14 protein-coding genes are annotated in these 17,317 nt (G+C 65.4%); all 14 read left to right on the top strand.

Annotated elements, in window-relative coordinates:
• The first annotated feature begins 79 nt into the window (after positions 1–79).
• From PSUB009319_RS10440 to cobO, 14 genes are read left to right on the top strand one after another with little or no spacing between them, the layout of a single operon-like run.
• A complete protein-coding gene (locus PSUB009319_RS10440; protein ID WP_124382153.1) occupies positions 80–1,141 on the top strand; it encodes a HoxN/HupN/NixA family nickel/cobalt transporter in 1,062 nt (353 codons plus the stop codon).
• On the top strand, positions 1,138–1,467 hold the full coding sequence (locus tag PSUB009319_RS10435) for a ferredoxin (RefSeq protein WP_124382152.1): 330 nt from the start codon (positions 1,138–1,140) through the stop codon (positions 1,465–1,467). Before PSUB009319_RS10440 ends, PSUB009319_RS10435 begins: the two co-directional genes overlap by 4 nt.
• Positions 1,464–5,591 (top strand): cobaltochelatase subunit CobN, encoded by a 4,128-nt coding sequence (locus tag PSUB009319_RS10430; RefSeq protein ID WP_124382151.1) that lies wholly within the window; start codon positions 1,464–1,466, stop codon positions 5,589–5,591. Before PSUB009319_RS10435 ends, PSUB009319_RS10430 begins: the two co-directional genes overlap by 4 nt.
• On the top strand, positions 5,588–7,537 hold the full coding sequence (locus PSUB009319_RS10425) for a putative cobaltochelatase (RefSeq protein WP_124382150.1): 1,950 nt from the start codon (positions 5,588–5,590) through the stop codon (positions 7,535–7,537). Before PSUB009319_RS10430 ends, PSUB009319_RS10425 begins: the two co-directional genes overlap by 4 nt.
• Positions 7,534–8,289 carry a uroporphyrinogen-III C-methyltransferase gene (gene cobA, locus PSUB009319_RS10420; protein ID WP_124382149.1) on the top strand — a complete coding sequence of 252 codons (756 nt, stop codon included), beginning with the start codon at positions 7,534–7,536 and terminating at the stop codon, positions 8,287–8,289. The genes PSUB009319_RS10425 and cobA overlap by 4 nt, the downstream gene beginning before the upstream one ends.
• Positions 8,290–8,298: 9 nt before the next feature.
• Positions 8,299–9,006 (top strand): cobalt-precorrin-7 (C(5))-methyltransferase, encoded by a 708-nt coding sequence (locus PSUB009319_RS10415; protein ID WP_124382148.1) that lies wholly within the window; start codon positions 8,299–8,301, stop codon positions 9,004–9,006.
• Positions 9,003–10,583 (top strand): precorrin-8X methylmutase, encoded by a 1,581-nt coding sequence (locus PSUB009319_RS10410; RefSeq protein ID WP_124382147.1) that lies wholly within the window; start codon positions 9,003–9,005, stop codon positions 10,581–10,583. Before PSUB009319_RS10415 ends, PSUB009319_RS10410 begins: the two co-directional genes overlap by 4 nt.
• Positions 10,580–11,719: a cobalt-precorrin-5B (C(1))-methyltransferase CbiD gene (gene cbiD / locus PSUB009319_RS10405; protein WP_260392937.1), complete on the top strand. Its 1,140-nt coding sequence runs from the start codon at positions 10,580–10,582 to the stop codon at positions 11,717–11,719. Before PSUB009319_RS10410 ends, cbiD begins: the two co-directional genes overlap by 4 nt.
• Positions 11,716–12,447 carry a precorrin-2 C(20)-methyltransferase gene (cobI, locus tag PSUB009319_RS10400; protein ID WP_124382145.1) on the top strand — a complete coding sequence of 244 codons (732 nt, stop codon included), beginning with the start codon at positions 11,716–11,718 and terminating at the stop codon, positions 12,445–12,447. Before cbiD ends, cobI begins: the two co-directional genes overlap by 4 nt.
• Positions 12,444–13,253 carry a precorrin-4 C(11)-methyltransferase gene (gene cobM / locus PSUB009319_RS10395; protein WP_124382144.1) on the top strand — a complete coding sequence of 270 codons (810 nt, stop codon included), beginning with the start codon at positions 12,444–12,446 and terminating at the stop codon, positions 13,251–13,253. The genes cobI and cobM overlap by 4 nt, the downstream gene beginning before the upstream one ends.
• Entirely contained in the window at positions 13,250–14,020 is a 771-nt protein-coding gene (locus PSUB009319_RS10390; protein ID WP_124382143.1) for a cobalamin biosynthesis protein, read from the top strand. Before cobM ends, PSUB009319_RS10390 begins: the two co-directional genes overlap by 4 nt.
• A gap of 7 nt (positions 14,021–14,027) precedes the next feature.
• Positions 14,028–15,578, top strand: a complete 1,551-nt coding sequence (cobJ, locus tag PSUB009319_RS10385; protein ID WP_124382142.1) for a precorrin-3B C(17)-methyltransferase — start codon at positions 14,028–14,030, stop codon at positions 15,576–15,578.
• On the top strand, positions 15,575–16,687 hold the full coding sequence (locus PSUB009319_RS10380) for a GTP-binding protein (protein WP_124382141.1): 1,113 nt from the start codon (positions 15,575–15,577) through the stop codon (positions 16,685–16,687). Before cobJ ends, PSUB009319_RS10380 begins: the two co-directional genes overlap by 4 nt.
• Positions 16,688–16,713: 26 nt before the next feature.
• Positions 16,714–17,316, top strand: coding sequence for a cob(I)yrinic acid a,c-diamide adenosyltransferase (gene cobO / locus PSUB009319_RS10375; RefSeq protein ID WP_124382140.1), 603 nt, complete (start codon positions 16,714–16,716; stop codon positions 17,314–17,316).
• Position 17,317: the final 1 nt, after the last annotated feature.

The raw sequence follows: 17,317 nt of genomic DNA, 5'->3' as shown, positions 1-17,317 counted from the left end.
GGTGTACCGGGGGATACGTAAAAGCAGCCTGGCTGTTTTGTCCTGACTCGCGGCGATGCACTTTGCAAAGGGCCTCTTGATGGCATCGCCGCTCGCGCACCGTCCCGCCGCACCGCGCCGGACGCCGGTCAGCCTGCTTCTCGCGCTGATCGCAATCAATGTGCTTGTCTGGGCTTGGGCAATCGTCGCGTTTGCTGGGCAGCCCGCCCTGCTCGGTACCGCTCTGCTCGCCTATCTGTTCGGCCTGCGCCACGCGGTCGACGCCGACCACATCGCCGCGATCGACAACGTGGTACGCAAGCTGGTGCAGCAGGGCCAGCGCCCGTTCTCGGTTGGCTTCTTCTTCTCGACCGGCCATTCGACGCTGATCGCACTGGCTGTGTTCGTCCTTGTCGCATCCAGCTCCGCCATGGAAAGCCGCCTGGGCGTGTTCAAGGAAGCCGGCGCGGGATTCTCGACGGCCATCTCGGCCCTCTTCCTGCTCGCGATTGCGATGACCAACCTCTTCATCCTTAGCGGCGTCTGGAAGCAATTCGTCCGCATCAGGAATGGCGAACCCGTCTGCGCTGAAGACATGGACATGCTGATGGCCGGCAATGGCGTACTGGCGCGGCTATTCCGTCCGATGTTCCGACTGGTGACCAAGAGCTGGCACATGTTCCCGCTGGGTTTCCTGTTCGGCCTCGGGTTCGACACCGCAACCGAGATCGGATTGTTTTCGCTCTCGGCAGCCCAGCCACACCAGGGTGTGCCGTTCTTGTCCGTGATGGTATTCCCGGCCCTGTTCACCGCCGGCATGGCCCTGGTGGACACGGTCGACAGCATCCTGATGGTTGGCGCCTACGGCTGGGCCTTCATCAACCCGATGCGCAAGATCTGGTACAACTTCACGATCACGTTGACATCAGCACTGATGGCACTCGTGATCGGCACCATCGAGGCACTGGGTCTGCTGGCCAGCCGCCTGAATCTGACCGAAGGGCCTTGGGTGTGGGTGTCCCGCCTCAACGAGAGGCTGGCGGAGTTTGGCTATGTGGCGATCGGTCTGCTCGTCCTGAGTTGGGCCGTCTCGGCCGGCATCTACAAATGGAAGGGCTACGATAGCCTGCCCGCGTCAACGCTAGAGGGTAGCCCGCAATGAGATGCCACGACAAACACGTACTGATGTGCACTGGCCCGCGCTGCACAGAGAACGGTGCCACGGCTGAGGAGATGTTCAGGCTACTTGGCCAGGCCATCGACGCGTGTGACGGGCTGCGGGCCAAGCGAACCCGCACCCACTGCTTTGCTGTCTGCAAACAGGGGCCGATCATGGCGGTGTATCCGGACGGCGTCTGGTATCGCAATGTGGATGCCACAGCCATCCGCCGCATCGTCAGCGAGCACCTGTCGGGCGGCTGCCCCGTAGAGCCGCTGGTCTTTCATCGCCTGGGCGTTGGTGACATCGAGCCGGAGGCCGCGTCGTGACCGGCATCACCGCGCCTCGCATCGTATTGCTCAGCCATGCCGGCACCGACCTGACCGCGCTGGCTCGTGCCCGTGCCACGCTTCCCGATGACTTTGTCGCGGTGGATGCAGTGAACCTGCAGACCATCGACAGCGCCGAACGCATGGACGCGCTAATCGCGTCCACTTTGCCCGAAGCGCGCGTCGTGGTGGTGCGGCTGCTCGGCCGTGCGCATGACGTGCCGGGCTTTGACGCGCTATGCAAGGCCGCGCGGATACGCAGCCAGGCGCTGATCGTTGTCAGCGGCACAGGAGAACCGGACCCCGAACTGGCAGCGCTCTGCAACGTGTCTCCGGCCTTGCAGCATGAGGTCACCGCCTACCTCCAGGCCGGCGGCGTCGGCAATATGGCGCAGCTATTGCGCTACTTGTCTGACCGTCTGTTGATGACCGGTTTTGGCTACCAATCGCCGGCCGCCCTTCCCGAACACGGGATCTACCACCCCGCACTGTCGGCACACGCGACCCTGAGCGATTGGGCAACGATCCGCAACCCGCAGTGGCCGACCGTCGGCATCACCTTCTACCGGGCGCACTGGCTGAGCGGCAACACCCGCTTCATTGATGTGCTGGTCGACATGCTGGCCCAACGGGGCCTGAACGCGCTGCCGGTCTACACCGCCTCCCTGCGTACGCTGGATGCATCCGGCTTGCCAGCCGCACTGGCGCTGTTTGTTGCCGATGCTGCCTGCAGCATCGACGCGCTGATCAATACCACGTCGTTCGCCATGGGTGATGTCAACGCGGATGGCCCCACCCTGCCCGGCTGGTCGGTATCTGCGCTCGGGCATTTCGATATCCCGGTGATCCAGGCCATCACCAGCAGCATGACCCGGGCGCAGTGGGAGGCATCCGAACGAGGCCTCAACCCGCTCGATACCGCAATGAACGTGGCCCTGCCGGAGTTCGACGGACGGATCATCAGCGTGCCGGTGTCATTCAAGAGCGAACAGGACGAAACACATTACGAGCCGCTGCCCGACCGGATGCGGCGCGTGGCCGGCATCGCCGCACGTCAGGTGGCATTGCGCCGTACACCGGCGGCACACAAGCGTGTCGCCTTCATCTTCACCAATTCCAACAGCAAGGCCTCGCAGATTGGCAACGCAGTCGGACTCGATGCGCCGGCATCGTTGTTCGCGCTGCTGCACGCCATGCGGGCCCAGGGTTACAACATCGAGGGCCTACCGGAATCCAGCGATGCGCTCATCCACGACCTGATCGATCGTGGCGCGTACGACGAGAGCTATCTGAGAACGGATCAGCTTCGACGCGCCGTGGCCGCCGTTCCGGCGGCGCGCTACGCAGAATGGTTTGAACAACTGCCAGCCGCGCTTCAGCACAAGATGCGGGAGCGCTGGGGCGAGCCCCCGGGCAGCGCCTACGTGCACGAGGGCAATCTGGTGTTCGCCGGGCTCGAGTTCGGCAATGCCTTTGTCGCGCTGCAGCCACCGCGTGGTTACGGCATGGACCCGGACGCGATCTATCACACGCCAGACCTGCCGCCCACGCATCACTACTATGCGTTGTATCGCTGGCTGCGCGACGACTGGCAAGCCGACGCCCTCGTCCATGTCGGCAAGCATGGCACGCTGGAATGGCTGCCAGGCAAAGGCATCGGCGTATCGGAACAGTGCTTTCCGGATGCGCTGCTGGGCGACCTGCCGATGCTCTACCCGTTCATCCTGAATGATCCGGGCGAGGGCTCCCAGGCTAAGCGCCGTGCCCACTCGGTCATCGTCGACCACCTCACCCCGCCGATGACCACCGCTGACACCTACGGACCGCTGGCGCAGTTGACGCAACTGGTTGACGAGTACTACCAGGTCGAAATGCTGGACCCCGCGAAACTTCCCCTGTTGCAACAACAGATCTGGGATCTGATCAAGGAAGCGCGCCTCGATACCGATCTCGCGGCGATGCTGGGTCACGACCATCATGGCGATCATGACCACCAGGTTCATGAGGGGCACGCCCACGGTCACGAGCACCATCACCATCACCATCACGCGCCTGTCCGTGCGCAACAAACCACTGCCACCGGTTACCGCCCGCTGCAGACTGCTAAGAAGGCCACCGCTTCGACCTACCGGCCGATATCGCCCGGGAATAAGGGGCACCGCCACGGCAGTCATGACCATCACCATCATGGGCACGGTCATCATGCTCACGACCATGGTCATGGTGTCGGCCATCCCCATCATGAGGACCACCACCACGAGTGGGATGCCACACTGAACCAGGATGGCGTGCCGCGATCGCTAGCCAGGATGGAAGGCGTTGACGTCGCTCACTTGATCGAGGACATCGACGGCTATCTGTGCGAACTGGGCGCGGCGCAGATACGTGACGGACTGCATGTTCTCGGCAAGATACCGGCGGATGCCGCACTGATCGACATGGTGTGCGCGCTGGTGCGCCTGCCTAACCTGGCAATCCCCGGCCTGCCGGCGGGCGTGGCCGCCGCGCTCGGCATCGGCTGGACCACGCTGCAGGATGAAAAAGGCCGGCGGCTAGACACGGTACCGGCCGCGCTCCAGCGGTTCGCTGATCGCGCTCTCGTCACCCGCGCTGACGCAGTCGATGCAATTACCGCCATCGGCCGCCGGCTGGTGGCCGGACTGGCTGACTGCAACTTCGATGCGGCCTCGGTTGACACAGTACTGGCCCAGGCGCTGCCCGGCTTGGCCGGCACCGAAGGCATTCGAGACACCCTTGCCTATGTCTGCCGCGAACTGGTGCCGAACCTTGCGCGCACCTCGGAAGAAATCGACAACCTGATCAAGGGTCTTGCCGGCTGCTATGTGCCTGCCGGACCAAGCGGAGCACCGACACGCGGCATGGCGCACGTGCTGCCGACCGGGCGCAACTTCTATTCAGTCGACCCGCGCAGCCTGCCCTCGCAAGCGGCCTGGCGGATCGGCACCGGACTGGCCAACGAGGTACTGGCCCGTCATCACAAGGAAACCGGCAAGTTGCCCGAGTCGGTCAGTATCAGCGTGTGGGGCACCAGCGCCATGCGCACCCACGGCGATGACATTGCGCAGGTTCTCGCGCTGCTGGGGGTGCGCCCGCGCTGGCAAGCCGAGAGCCGACGCGTGGTCGGCGTTGAGGTGATCTCGCTGGCTGAGCTTGGCCGGCCGCGGATCGACGTGACGGTGCGCATCAGCGGATTTTTCCGCGATGCCTTCCCGCATCTGATCCAACTGCTGGATGAAGCGGTGCACACAGTGGCCAGGCTGGACGAGCCGCCTGAGCAGAACTTCCTGCGCAAGCACTATCTGGCCGATCTCGAGAACCAGTTGTTCAGCCGCCTGCCGCCAGCGGTCGCTGGGCAGCGTGCGCTGTACCGCGTGTTCGGTTCCAAGCCTGGCACCTATGGCGCCGGCATTCTGCCGCTGATCAACGAGCAGAACTGGCAGGAGGACGCCGACTTCGCCACCGCCTACATCAACTGGGGCGGCTACGCCTATGGCCGCAGCGACCATGGAACCGATGCCCGTGCCGACTTCGGACACCGTCTGTCCAGTGTCGAAGTAGCCCTGCACAACCAGGACAACCGAGAGCACGATATCTTCGACAGCGACGACTACCTGCAGTACCACGGCGGCATGATCGCCACCATCCGCAGCCTGACCGGCCGCCAGCCGCGCCACTACTTCGGCGACACCCATAACCCGGACAATCCGGCGGTGCGTGGACTCAAGGAGGAAGTCCTGCGCGTCTTCCGCTCGCGGGTTGCCAATCCCAAATGGATTGCCGGCATCCAGAAGCACGGTTACAAGGGCGGCCTGGAGCTGACCGCCACGGTGGATTACCTGTTCGGCTACGATGCCACCGCCCATGTCGTGGACGACTGGGTGTACGAGCAACTGGCCGAAACCTATGCCTTTGCCCCGGCAATGCAGCAGTTTTTTGCCGAAAGCAATCCGTGGGCGCTCAAGGCCATCACCGAACGGCTGCTCGAAGCAGCACAGCGCGGGCTGTGGGCCGAGCCCAGGCCGGAAACCCTGTCGGCACTGCAAGCGCTGCATCTGAGCAGCGAAGCCATGCTGGAAGCACGCGGGGAGACGCAGAAGCGATGAGAGTCCACTACCCGTTCGCCGCCATCGTCGGCCAAGAACAACTGAAGCGCGCGCTGCTGCTGTGTGCGATCGACCCGACCCTGGGCGGTGCGCTGGTCCGTGGCGACAAGGGCACCGCCAAAAGCACCGCCGCACGCGGCCTCACCGACGTGCTGCCACCGATCACCCGCGTGGCAGGCTGCGCGTTCAACTGCGAACCCGAGGCACCGCTGGCCGAATGTGACGCCTGCCAAAGCAAGGACCGCCACGCCGCCAGCGCGCCGGTCCCCTTCGTCAACCTGCCGCTCGGTGCCACGGAGGACCGGGTGCTCGGCAGCCTCGACTTTGAGCGCGCGCTGAAGGATGGAAAAAAGGCATTCCAGCCCGGCCTGCTTGCCGCCGCGCACCGTGGCCTGTTGTATGTCGATGAGGTCAACCTCCTGGCCGACCATCTGGTCGACGTGCTGCTCGACGTGTCGGCCATGGGCCGCAACACGGTGGAGCGCGAGGGCCTCGCGATCAGTCATCCGGCGCGCATTACCCTGCTGGGCACCATGAACCTGGAGGAGGGCGAACTGCGCCCGCAACTGCTGGACCGCTTTGGCATGATGGTCGAGGTGAGCGCGCCGCGCGACCCTGCTGTCCGTGCCGAAGTGGTGCGCCGCCGCCTTGCCTTCGAAGCCGATCCGGTGGACTTCATCGCCGCTTGGCAGCCAGAGACCGATGCCCTGCGGGCGACAATTCAGGCCGCCCAGCAGCAGGTTGCCAGCGTCGTGCTTCCCGACTCGCTGCTCGCCTTCATCAGCCAACTCTGCTGCGAGTTCGAAGTCGCCAGCCTGCGCGCAGATATCGTGATGCACAAGGCGGCACGTGCGCTTGCCGCGCTCAGCGGCCGGTCCGTGGTCAGCGCTGAAGACGTGCGCGACGCGGCCGAACTGGTGCTGCCGCACCGCCGCCGCCGCAAGCCGTTCGAGCAGAGCGGCTTGGATCGGGAGCGTCTGGATGCCCTGACGCAGCAGCAAGCCGCCATTCCTCCCCAATCGGATGCGGGTAGTGGGCCAGACAACAGCACAACGGAACCTGCGCCTGTCGACAGCGGCGCCACGGACGACGATGACGACGATTGCGATGACGAAGCGATGCCAATCGGCGGCGCGCCGGAGCAGTTGTTCGCGTCTGTTGCGGCGGGCGAGATCGGCCGCATCGATGTGGCCGCACTGCGGGCGCGCGAAGCCAGCGGCCGGCGCAGCCATGTGGCCGGCACGCGGCGCGGCCAGTATGTCAGCGCCGTGCCGAGTGAAGCACCCAGCCAGCTCGCAGTGGACGCCACACTGCGTCACGCGCTGCTGCGCAACCCGACGGATTTCGCGGTCACCCGCGCCGATCTGCATGACAAAGTGCGAGTGGGCCACCAGGCCAACCTGATCCTGCTGGTGGTGGACGCCTCTGGCTCGATGGCGGCGCACCGCCGCATGGAGACGGTCAAGTCCTGCGTGCTTGGCCTGTTGCAGGATGCCTACCAGCGCCGTGATCAGATCGCGGTCATTTGCTTTCGTGGCGAACACGCCGAGCTGGTGCTGCCGCCAACCCGGCAGGTCGAGCAGGCCGAGGCTGCCTTGCGCGAGTTGCCAACCGGTGGCCGCACGCCGCTTGCGCATGCGCTGCAACTGGCGGCGTCCACGCTGGCGCGGCAGGATGGGCCTACGCCTCTGTTGGTGGTGCTCAGCGACGGGCGCGCCAACATTGCGCTGAACGAGGGCGCCGACCCATGGAAGGAATCGCTGCAGGTTGCAGAAGGCCTGGCCACGAGCGGCATACCGGCACTGGTTCTCGACACGGAACAGGATTTCGTACGGCTTGGCCGCGCCCGTGAACTTGCCAAGGCGCTGCACGCAGATTACCTGCCGATGGACCAACTGAGTGGCGAGCAATTGAGACTCACCATTCGCGAAAGGCTGCCGCAATGAGCGCCCCAGGCAAGGTATACCTCATCGGCGCGGGCCCAGGCGATGTGGAGCTGTTGACGCTGAAGGCTGTACGCCGGCTGGAGCGTGCCGACGTGGTACTGATTGACGACCTCGCCAACCCGGAGGTGCTGCAGTTCGTGCCGAAGGATGCCCAGGTGATCCATGTCGGGAAGCGCGGCGGTTGTGCGTCCACCGCGCAAGCTGACATCGAGCGCCGTATGCTTGACGAAGCGCTGGCTGGCCGCTGCGTGGCCCGCGTCAAAGGCGGCGACCCGTTCGTCTTCGGCCGCGGCGGTGAAGAGATGCAGACCCTGCTTGCCGCCGGCATCGAGGTGGAAGTGGTCAACGGCATCACCGCCGGCCTCGCGGTGCCGGCAACGCTCGGTATCCCGCTCACGCACCGCGATCATGTCCATGGCGCGATCTTTGTCTCCGGTCACTCCCACAAGGGCGATGGGCCCGACTGGCACCTGCTTGCCCGCAGCGGCATGACGCTGGTGATCTACATGGGCATGGCTCACCTTTCTCACATCAGCACGCAATTGCAACAGGCGCTACCGCCTGACACGCCGGCGGCAGCCATCCAGCATGGCACCCGGCCTGAACAGCGGCAGGTCTTGAGCACGCTCGCACGCCTGGCCGACGATGTGGCGGCAGCCGGCCTGGGCAGCCCGGCGCTGCTGGTGATCGGCCCAACTGTCGGTCTTGCCAGACCCTTGTCGGGCGCCTCGCTCGATTACACGCAAACATAAGGACGCCCCATGATCATCTGCATCGGTGCCGGCCCCGGCGACATCGGCTACCTGCCGCAACGCTCGGCCGAGTTGATCCGCAACGCCGACGTTGTTGCCGGCTTCAATGCCGTGGTCAACGTTGTCCAGACCCTGATCCCCGCAACCGCAGAAGTCGTCCAGATGGGCTACCGCGACCAGGTCGCCCAGCTCGACAAAGTGGCAAAGCTGCACCACGCCGGAAAGAAGTGCGTGGTCGTGTTCATGGGCGACATCCACTTCAGCGGCTTCCAGTATCTGGAACGGGTCGAACGGGCCTGCGGGCATCCGGTCGATACCATCCCCGGCATTTCTTCCGCGCAAATCCTGGCCTCGCGCGCCAAGGTATGCTTTGACGAAACCACCTTCATCACCTTCCACCGCCGCGGCGACCTGACACCGTTCAAGCGCCACCTCGTGCACGTGCTCGAAGACCAACGCAACGCCATCGTGATCCCCTGTCCGTGGGACGAAGCGCGCTCTTTCATGCCCTGGCATATCGCCGCCTATCTGCTGGAAAACGGCATCCCGGCCGGGCAGCCGGTGGAGGTGTGGGAACACCTCACGCGAGGCGATGCGCAATGGCGCGGAACCCTGGCCGAGTGCGTGGATCAGCGTTTTTCCGACATGAGCATCATGCTGATCCGCACGCTGAACCCGATCCCGAGCCAGATCGAACCGCCACCGGAGGGGCGATGAGCCCCGCGGCCGATTACGCCATCGTCCTGGCCGGACATGGCAGCCGCGATCCGGACGGCGTCAATGAATTCACGGCGCTGGTCGAGCTGCTGCGCGAGCGCGCCGGCGGCCGCACCGTTGCGCACGGCTTCCTGGAGTTCGCCACGCCAACGCTCGACCAGGCGGTCAACGCCGTCATTGCCGATGGCGCACGGCGTGTGGTGATGGTGCCTGGCGTGCTGCTTGCCGCCACCCATGCCAAGAACGACATGCCGAGCGAATTGCTCGCGCTTCATCAGGCGCATCCCGGCATCGACTTCCATTTTGGTGCGGCGATGGATCTGCACCCCAAGCTGCTGCAGCTGTGCCGCGAGCGCGTCATCCAGGCCGAAGGGCGTTCCGACAAGACGGTGGCACGCGACGACACCTGCCTGGTTGTCGTCGGGCGCGGTACCTCGGACCCCGACGCCAACTCCGAGATCGCCAAGCTGACGCGCATGCTGGAGGAAGGCCTCGGCTTCGGCACCTCGTTCGTCTGCTATTCCGGCACCGCCCGGCCGCTGGTGGCCGACGGCCTGAAGGCGGCGGCACTGCTGGGCCACAAGCGAATTGTCGTGCTGCCCTACTTTCTGTTTGACGGCGTGCTGGTCAAGCGCATCTACGCCGCGGCGGACGATCTGGCCGCGCGCAACCCCGGCATCGAGGTGCTCAAGGCCGGCTACCTCGGCGCGCACCCGCACGTGGCCGATGTGTTTCTGGAGCGCGCGGCCGAAGGCGTTGAAGGCCGTGCCACCATGAATTGCGCGCTGTGCAAGTACCGGGTGCAGATCATTGGCTTCGAGGAGCAGGTCGGCACGCCGCAGCAGGCCCACCACGGCCTGGTGCGTGGTCTGCTGGGCCGCGAGGATGCCCGCGATGGGGCCGCTGCACCGCAAGTTGCCGAATGGCCGGCCTACGTGCCACACCCGATCGAAGCCGAAAGCATGCGCATCATCGACGAAGGGCGTGACTGGAGCGGCGTGCCTGCCGATCACCAGATCGTGCTCAAGCGCCTGGTGCATACGAGCGGTGACTTCGATATCGTCGACGACTTGTACTTCTCGCCCGGCGCAGTGGAGACGGGTATTCGGGCGCTATTGCGCTGCCGCCGCATCGTTGCCGATGTGACCATGGTGCAGACCGGGCTCAAACGCGCGGTGCTCGATCAACTGGGCGTGCAGACGTGGTGCGGTGTGCATGACGAGGAAACCCGATTGCTGGCCGAGGCGCACGGCATCACGCGTTCCGCCGCCGGCATCCGGCGCGCGTGGCAGAAATTCGGCAATGACGTCGTTGTCGCGATCGGCGATGCGCCGACTGCGATCATGGAGCTGGTGCGGCTGGTGCGCGAACACGGCTGGCGCCCGCAGTTGGTGGTCGGTCTGCCGGTCGGATTCGTCGGCACGCGCGAATGCAAGGATGAATTGCGCCGGTTGCTGCAAGTGCCGCGCATCACCAACCGCGGCACGCGCGGTGGCTCGCCATGGGCGGCGTCGGCCGTCAACGCGCTCATGATCGCCGCCATCGATCAGGTCTATCGCCAGAACCAGATGCAGTGACCAGGGATCCGCTCCGCCGCCCCTTCGACCTCGCGACGTTGGCCCCCAATGGCCTGCGCCGTGGGCGCACGACCGGAAGTTGTGCCACGGCCGCGGTCAAGGCTGCGCTGATGCTGATGCTGCGCGGCGAGGTGGTCAGCGAGGTCGAGGTCAGCCTGCCGGATCCGGACTACTACCTGGTGGTGCCGGTGATGAACGTGGAACGACTGGCGAGCGGCGCAGTACGCGCCGAGGTCAAAAAGGACGGCGGCGACGACCCCGACAACACCGACGGCGCGACGATCTTTGCCGAGGTGACGGTCAATCACGGCGGCGAGATCCGCTTTCTCGCGGCCGAAGGCGTCGGTACCGTGACCCAGCCCGGTCTGCGCGTACCGCCAGGGGAAGCGGCAATCAACCCCGTGCCGCGGCAAATGATGCGGATGGCGGTCAGTGAAGTCCTGAACGGCGCGGCCAATCCCGGATTCGATCTGGCCATCGGTTGCGTCAATGGCGAGAAGATTGCCAAACGCACCTTCAACCCGGTGCTCGGAATCGTCGGCGGCATCTCGATCCTCGGCACCAGCGGCATCGTCGAGCCCATGTCGCTCGCGGCCTGGATGGCATCGATCGAGGTCTACATCCGCGTCGCCCTGGGCGAGCAGCCGCAGGCCATCGCCTTCACCCCCGGCAAGATCGGCCGTGAATTTGCCACCGACACCCTGGCGCTGCCGAAGAAACAAGTGGTGCAAATCGCCAACTTCATTGGCGCCTCCCTCGACTACACCCAGGCGGCGCTGGACGAGGCACAAACGCGCCTGGGGACCCTGTGGGTGCTCGGGCATCCCGGCAAGCTCGCCAAACTGCTGGAGGGCGTGTGGGACACGCACTCGAGCAAGAGCGGCATGGCGATGCGCTCCGTCGCTGCCGTGGCGGTCGAACTCGGCTTCGCCAGTGGGCTCGTTGAATTGATAGAGAAAGCCAACACCGTGGAAAACATCGTAGAGATCTTGCGAGACAAGCCGGGCGCCCAGGCGTTCTGGACAGACATTGAACGACGGCTGGCCGCGTTGATGCAGCCTAAGGTGCCCAGTGTCGACTGCGTGGCAGTGCGGCTCTTCGCCATGGATGGCACGCCGCTGGGAGAGGCTGCGTGAGCCCGCCCGGCCATTTCGTCGGCGTGGGTGTCGGCCCGGGCCCTGCAGGGCTGATTCCGGTCGCCGCACTGGCCGCGCTGCACAGCGCGGACCTCATCTATTTACCGCGCGCACGCGGCAGCGAGACCTCGGTCGCGCGCCAATGCCTGGCCGGCCTGGAGATTCCGGAGACCAAGTTCCGCGAGATCGAGTTCCAGATGGATCCGGACCGCAGCGTGCTGTCTGAACACTATGGCGATCTGGCCGAAGCGGTCGCTGCCGAACTGCGTCAAGGGCGCAATGTCGCGTACCTGACCATTGGCGACACGATGACGTATTCGACCTATGGCTATCTGCTCGCCGCGCTGCGCGACCGGCTGCCTGGCGTGCGCCACACCACGGTCCCCGGCGTCACCAGCTTTGCGGCGACCGCGTCGGCGCTGTCGTGGCCGCTCGGCGAGGGCAAGGAACGGATTCTGATCTTGCCGTGCCCCGATGACATGGCCGCCCTGCGCGCCGACATCGAGACCCACGACATCGTCATCCTGATGAAGATCGGTGCGCGCCTGCCGGCCGTGCTGCAACTCCTGAACACGCTCGACATTGCCAGGCACTGTGCTTTCGCGCGCCGCATCGGCCTGCCGGGTGAGGTGCTGTGCAGCGATGTGTCGCACCTGGACGCCGACGCGAGCGGCTACCTCGCAACCATGCTGATCCGCCGCACCGCCAGAGAGAAACGTCACGTATGAAGGTCTATTTCATCGGCGCCGGCCCCGGCGCGGCCGACTTGATCACGCTGCGCGGCAGCCGCATCCTCGGCAGCGTGCCGATGGTGCTCTACGCGGGTTCGCTGGTGCCAGCCGAGATGCTGCAGCACTGCCGGCCAGAAGCCGAAAAGTTCGATACCGCGGAATTGTCGCTGGACGAGCAGGAAGCGCTCTATCGCCGCGCCCAGCTTGAGGACAAGGACGTCGCGCGGCTTCATTCCGGCGACCCGTCCATCTACGGTGCCACCGCGGAGCAGATGCGCCGGCTTGAGAAGCTCGGCATCGCTTACGAGATCATCCCCGGCGTATCGTCGTTCACGGCCGCCGCCGCTGCCCTCGGCAGTGAATTGACGCGGCCGTTGGTATCGCAGTCGGTCATCCTGACACGCGTATCAGGCCGCGCGTCGGCGGTGCCGGAGCTCGAATCGGTCCTGCGCTTTGCGGAGCATCAGGCAACCATGTGCATCTTCCTGTCAGGTCAGCGCCTGAAGCAGGCCGTTGCCGATCTGCTGGTGCATTACCCGGCCGATACCCCGGTGGCGCTGGTGCGGCGCGCGAGCTGGCCGGATCAGGCCATCCACCGCAGCACACTGGGTGCGCTGATGGGCGAAGTGGAGAACAAGGACTGGTTGCTCACCACGCTGCTGCTGGTCGGTCAGGCGCTCTCGCGTGAAGGTGGGGTGGAATCCAGCCTCTACGCGGCAAACTTCACGCACATCTTCCGCGATGGCAACGACCGCAAGACACGGCGCCCGCGCAAGCGCGCAACGGTGAAGGCTCCCGCATGAAACCGATTGCGGTCTGGCCGATACGCTGCGACGCGTTGCCGCTTGGGCAAAAGCTGGCCGCCGCGCTGGATGCGGACCTGTACCAGCCGTGGCTGAATGCGGACGAGACACCCCGCGACCAGTTCCGCCGCCAGTTCCGGCTGCACCGCCAGTGGGTCGTGGTGATGGCAAGCGGCATTGCCGTGCGCTACCTCGACGGCTTGCCAGAGAGTAAGTACCACGACCCAGCTGTGGTCGTGCTCGACGAGGCCGCCCGCTTTGCCATCCCGCTATTGAGCGGGCACGAGGGCGGCGCCAACGCGCTTGCCTACGCGGTTGCCAGGCTGACCGGCGCCACGCCGGCAGTCACCACGGCAACAGAGGCGCTCCGGCCCCTGACGCTCGGCATCGGCTGCCGGCGCGGCAAGTCCACCAATGCGATTGAGCAGGCGGTGATGCATGCGCTGGGCCTACGCGCAATGGCCGAAGTGCGCGAGGTTGTGACGGTCGACATCAAGGCCGACGAACCAGGCCTGCTGGAATTCTGCGCCCGCCATCAACTGCCCTTGCGCGTGATCGCGCGAGCCGACATCGCCGCGCGTGCGTGGGTGGGTCTGCCGTCCGCCTGGGTGCGCGAGCAGGTTGGCGTCGACGGGGTGTGCGAGCCGTGCGCGCTTATTGCCAGCCCGCGCGGCCGGATGATCGTGCCCAAGACCGTGCTCGATGGCGTCACCGTCGCCATCGTCGAAGACCGGATGACACGCATTGAACAGAATGAACAAGACTGACCCAACCATGACCGGCAAACTCTATCTGGTCTCCGTCGGCCCGGGCACTCACGAGCTGATCCCGCCGATGGCGAAAGCCGCGCTGGAAGCCAGCGAGGTGATCGTCGCCTACGACCTTTACCTGACCTGGATCCAACCCTGGATTACCGGCAAGGAGATCCACACGCTGCCGCTGACACAGGAGCGCGACCGCGCCCAGCTCGCCATCGCGCAGGCCCGGGCCGGCAAGACCGTGGCACTCATCTCCAGCGGCGACATCGGCATTTACGCCATGGCTGCGCTGGCATTCGAGGACATGGCCGAAGACGACCACTACGCGGTGCAACTGATCCCGGGGATTACCTCGGCCAATGCCTGCGCGTCCCTGCTCGGCTCGCCGCTGTCGCACGACTTTGCCACGCTGAGCCTGTCTGATTTGCTCTGCCCGTGGGAGTGGATCGAATCGCGCGCGCGCCACATCGCGCAGGCCGATCTGGCCGCCGTGTTCTACAACGTGCAGAGCAAGCAGCGCCAGGATGGCGTCTACCGCATTCTCGACATCATGCTCGAGCACAAGCGCGGCGAGACGCTATGCGGCATCGTACGCAATGCTTACCGCGATGACCAGACCGTCGACATCCTGACGCTGGCGGAGCTGCGCGCGCGCCGCTTCGACATGCTGACCACCCTGGTGATCGGCAACCGCTTCACCCGGCGCAAACGCGGCTGGATCTATACCCCGCGCGGTTACGGAAACTGGGATGACGCGCCGGACACCGTCACCGCAGCCAGCCTGCCCGCCGGGGCGGTCTGGGTGTTCTCCGGCACCAGCGACGGCAATGCGCTGGCGCGCGAGATCGGCGCGGCGGGCCACGCCATTGTTGTCTCGAGCGCCAGCGAGTACGGAGCCGAGCTGGCCGGCAAACATTGCCCGGGGGCCGCAGTCATCGCCGGCCGCCTCGGCATCGAACGCCGGCGCGAATTGCTGCGTGAGAGCCAAGCATCTGCCATTGTCGACGCCACTCACCCGTACGCCACCGAGATCTCACCGCAGCTGATCGCACTTGCTCGGGAACTCGCCCTGCCCTACCTGCGCTACGAACGCCCGCGCGCCATGGGCGAGCTGCCAGCCCGGCATGTGGCTTCGATGGAGGATGCCGCGCAACTAGCCATGCAGCTCGGCCAGAGAATCTTCCTCGCCACGGGCTCCAAGGACCTTGCGAGCTTCGTCCAGGCGGATGACGCGGATGGGGCGTCAGCGCACCAGTGGTTCGCGCGTCTGGCGCCGGACCCACAGCACCTGCAACGCGCGATCGACGCCGGCCTCCCGCGCTCGCACCTGGTCGCCATGCAGGGGCCGTTCTCGCAGATGGCCAATGAGACCTTGTGGCGCGACTGGCAAATCGACTGCGTGGTCACCAAGGATTCGGGCGACGCCAGCGGCTACCAGGCCAAGGCTGCTGCCGCTGCTGCGCTTGGCATCCCGCTGATCGTTGTCGATCGCCCCGCCATCGACTATCCGGCCATCAACTCCGATTTTGCCGGCGTTCTGGACGCGTTGCGGAGGTTGCCAGCATGAGCCAGCCACGCATTCCGGTGACCGTCATCACCGGATTTCTTGGGGCCGGCAAGACCACGCTGCTGTCGAACCTGATGCGCGACAGCAGGCAACGCCGCCTCGCGATCCTGGTCAACGAGTTTGGCGAGGTCTCGATCGACGGCGCACTGCTGCGCGGCGAAGGTGGCGAGGTCGAAATCCACGACCTCTCCAACGGCCTGGTCGCCTATGACGACGACGAAGACTTCTTGCCGACGATGCAGGCGCTATGGCAACGCCGCGGCCTGATCGACCATGTGCTGATTGAAACCTCCGGCCTGGCGCTGCCGAGCGCCGTGATGGCGCAGTTGCAGGGAGAGGCGCTCGCGCCCTATTTCGTGCTCGACGCGACGCTGGCGGTTGTCGACGCCCCGCTTCTGCTGGCAGGCGGTTTCGGCCAGGCCACCGCAAGTGCGGACCAGGCCCTTGGGCAATCGGTCGCGAGCCTGTTCGAGCAGCAACTGGCCAACGCCGATATCGTCGTGCTCAACAAGATCGATACCCTCGGTGATGACACCTTGTTGGAAGCCGAAGCGCGCGTGCGCGAACTCGCGCCCTCGATCCGCTTTATCGAACTGGCCTACAAGGCAAAGCTCGACACACGTCTGACGCTGGGCCTGCACCTGCACGAGCCGGCCAATGCCGGGCACCGTCACTTCGGACCTGTCGCCAGCATGCCGGGGCTGAAGATGCGTCCGCTCGCGAACCAACGCCTGCTCGATGGACACAGCCACGGCAGCCTGGGCGCACACAGCCATGGCCTGGCCACGCACAAGCATTTCCATGAGCAGGATCCGGGCTGGTTGTCGTTCATGATCCGCAGCACAGACGCGCAGGACCCGCAGACGCTGCGCGAAGCCATCGCCGCTATCGCGTGCAGCGAACCGCTTCTGCGCATCAAGGGCTTCGCGTCGCCGCGTGACGGCGGCGGCAGGCTCATCATCCAGGGCGTGCGTAGCCGGATCGAATTGCGAACGGAACCTGACGCTGCACCGGCGCGGCACGCGCAACTCGTCTTCATCGGGTATCACCCGAGCCGCACGCGCGTCGTCGAGCAGTTGAGCCAATTGACGCGCACGACATGGCGTTGAGTGAACGACAAGGGAAGACGTCCATCATGCAAACGGACCCGGCCGCACACCAGCGGATGACAGAACGGCGCAAGGCCGGCTTCGAAAAGAAGAAGGCCGCCGCCACCCTGGAGAAGGGCCTGCTGATCGTCAACACCGGCACCGGCAAAGGCAAGAGCAGCGCAGCCTTTGGCATGGGGCTGCGCGTGGTTGGTCATGGCATGCGACTCGGTGTCGTTCAGTTCATCAAGGGCGCATTGCATACCGCCGAGCGCGATCTCCTGGGCGGTTTTCCCAACTGCGACTTCCTGACGATGGGCGACGGCTACACCTGGAACACCCAGGATCGTGACGCGGATATCGCAACGGCCCGCAAGGGCTGGGCCGAGGCATGCCGCATGATTGGCAGCGGCGCGTACGACATGGTGATCCTGGACGAGCTGAACATTGTGCTCAAGTATGACTACCTCCCGCTGGCAGAAGTGCTGGCCGTCTTCGCGGCGCGCCCACCTGCCCTGCACGTGGTGGTCACCGGCCGGCATGCGCCAGAGGCGCTCATCGAGGCAGCCGATCTCGTCACCGAAATGCGTCTGGTCAAGCACCCGTATCGCGAGCAAGGGGTGAAGGCGCAGCAAGGCGTGGAGTACTAGC

Source organism: Ralstonia sp. SET104, assembly GCF_003851545.1.
In the GTDB taxonomy this organism is placed as follows: Bacteria; Pseudomonadota; Gammaproteobacteria; order Burkholderiales; family Burkholderiaceae; genus Ralstonia.
Note: the sequence above shows the minus strand (reverse complement) of the source record. Positions and strands in the feature narration are given on the sequence as shown.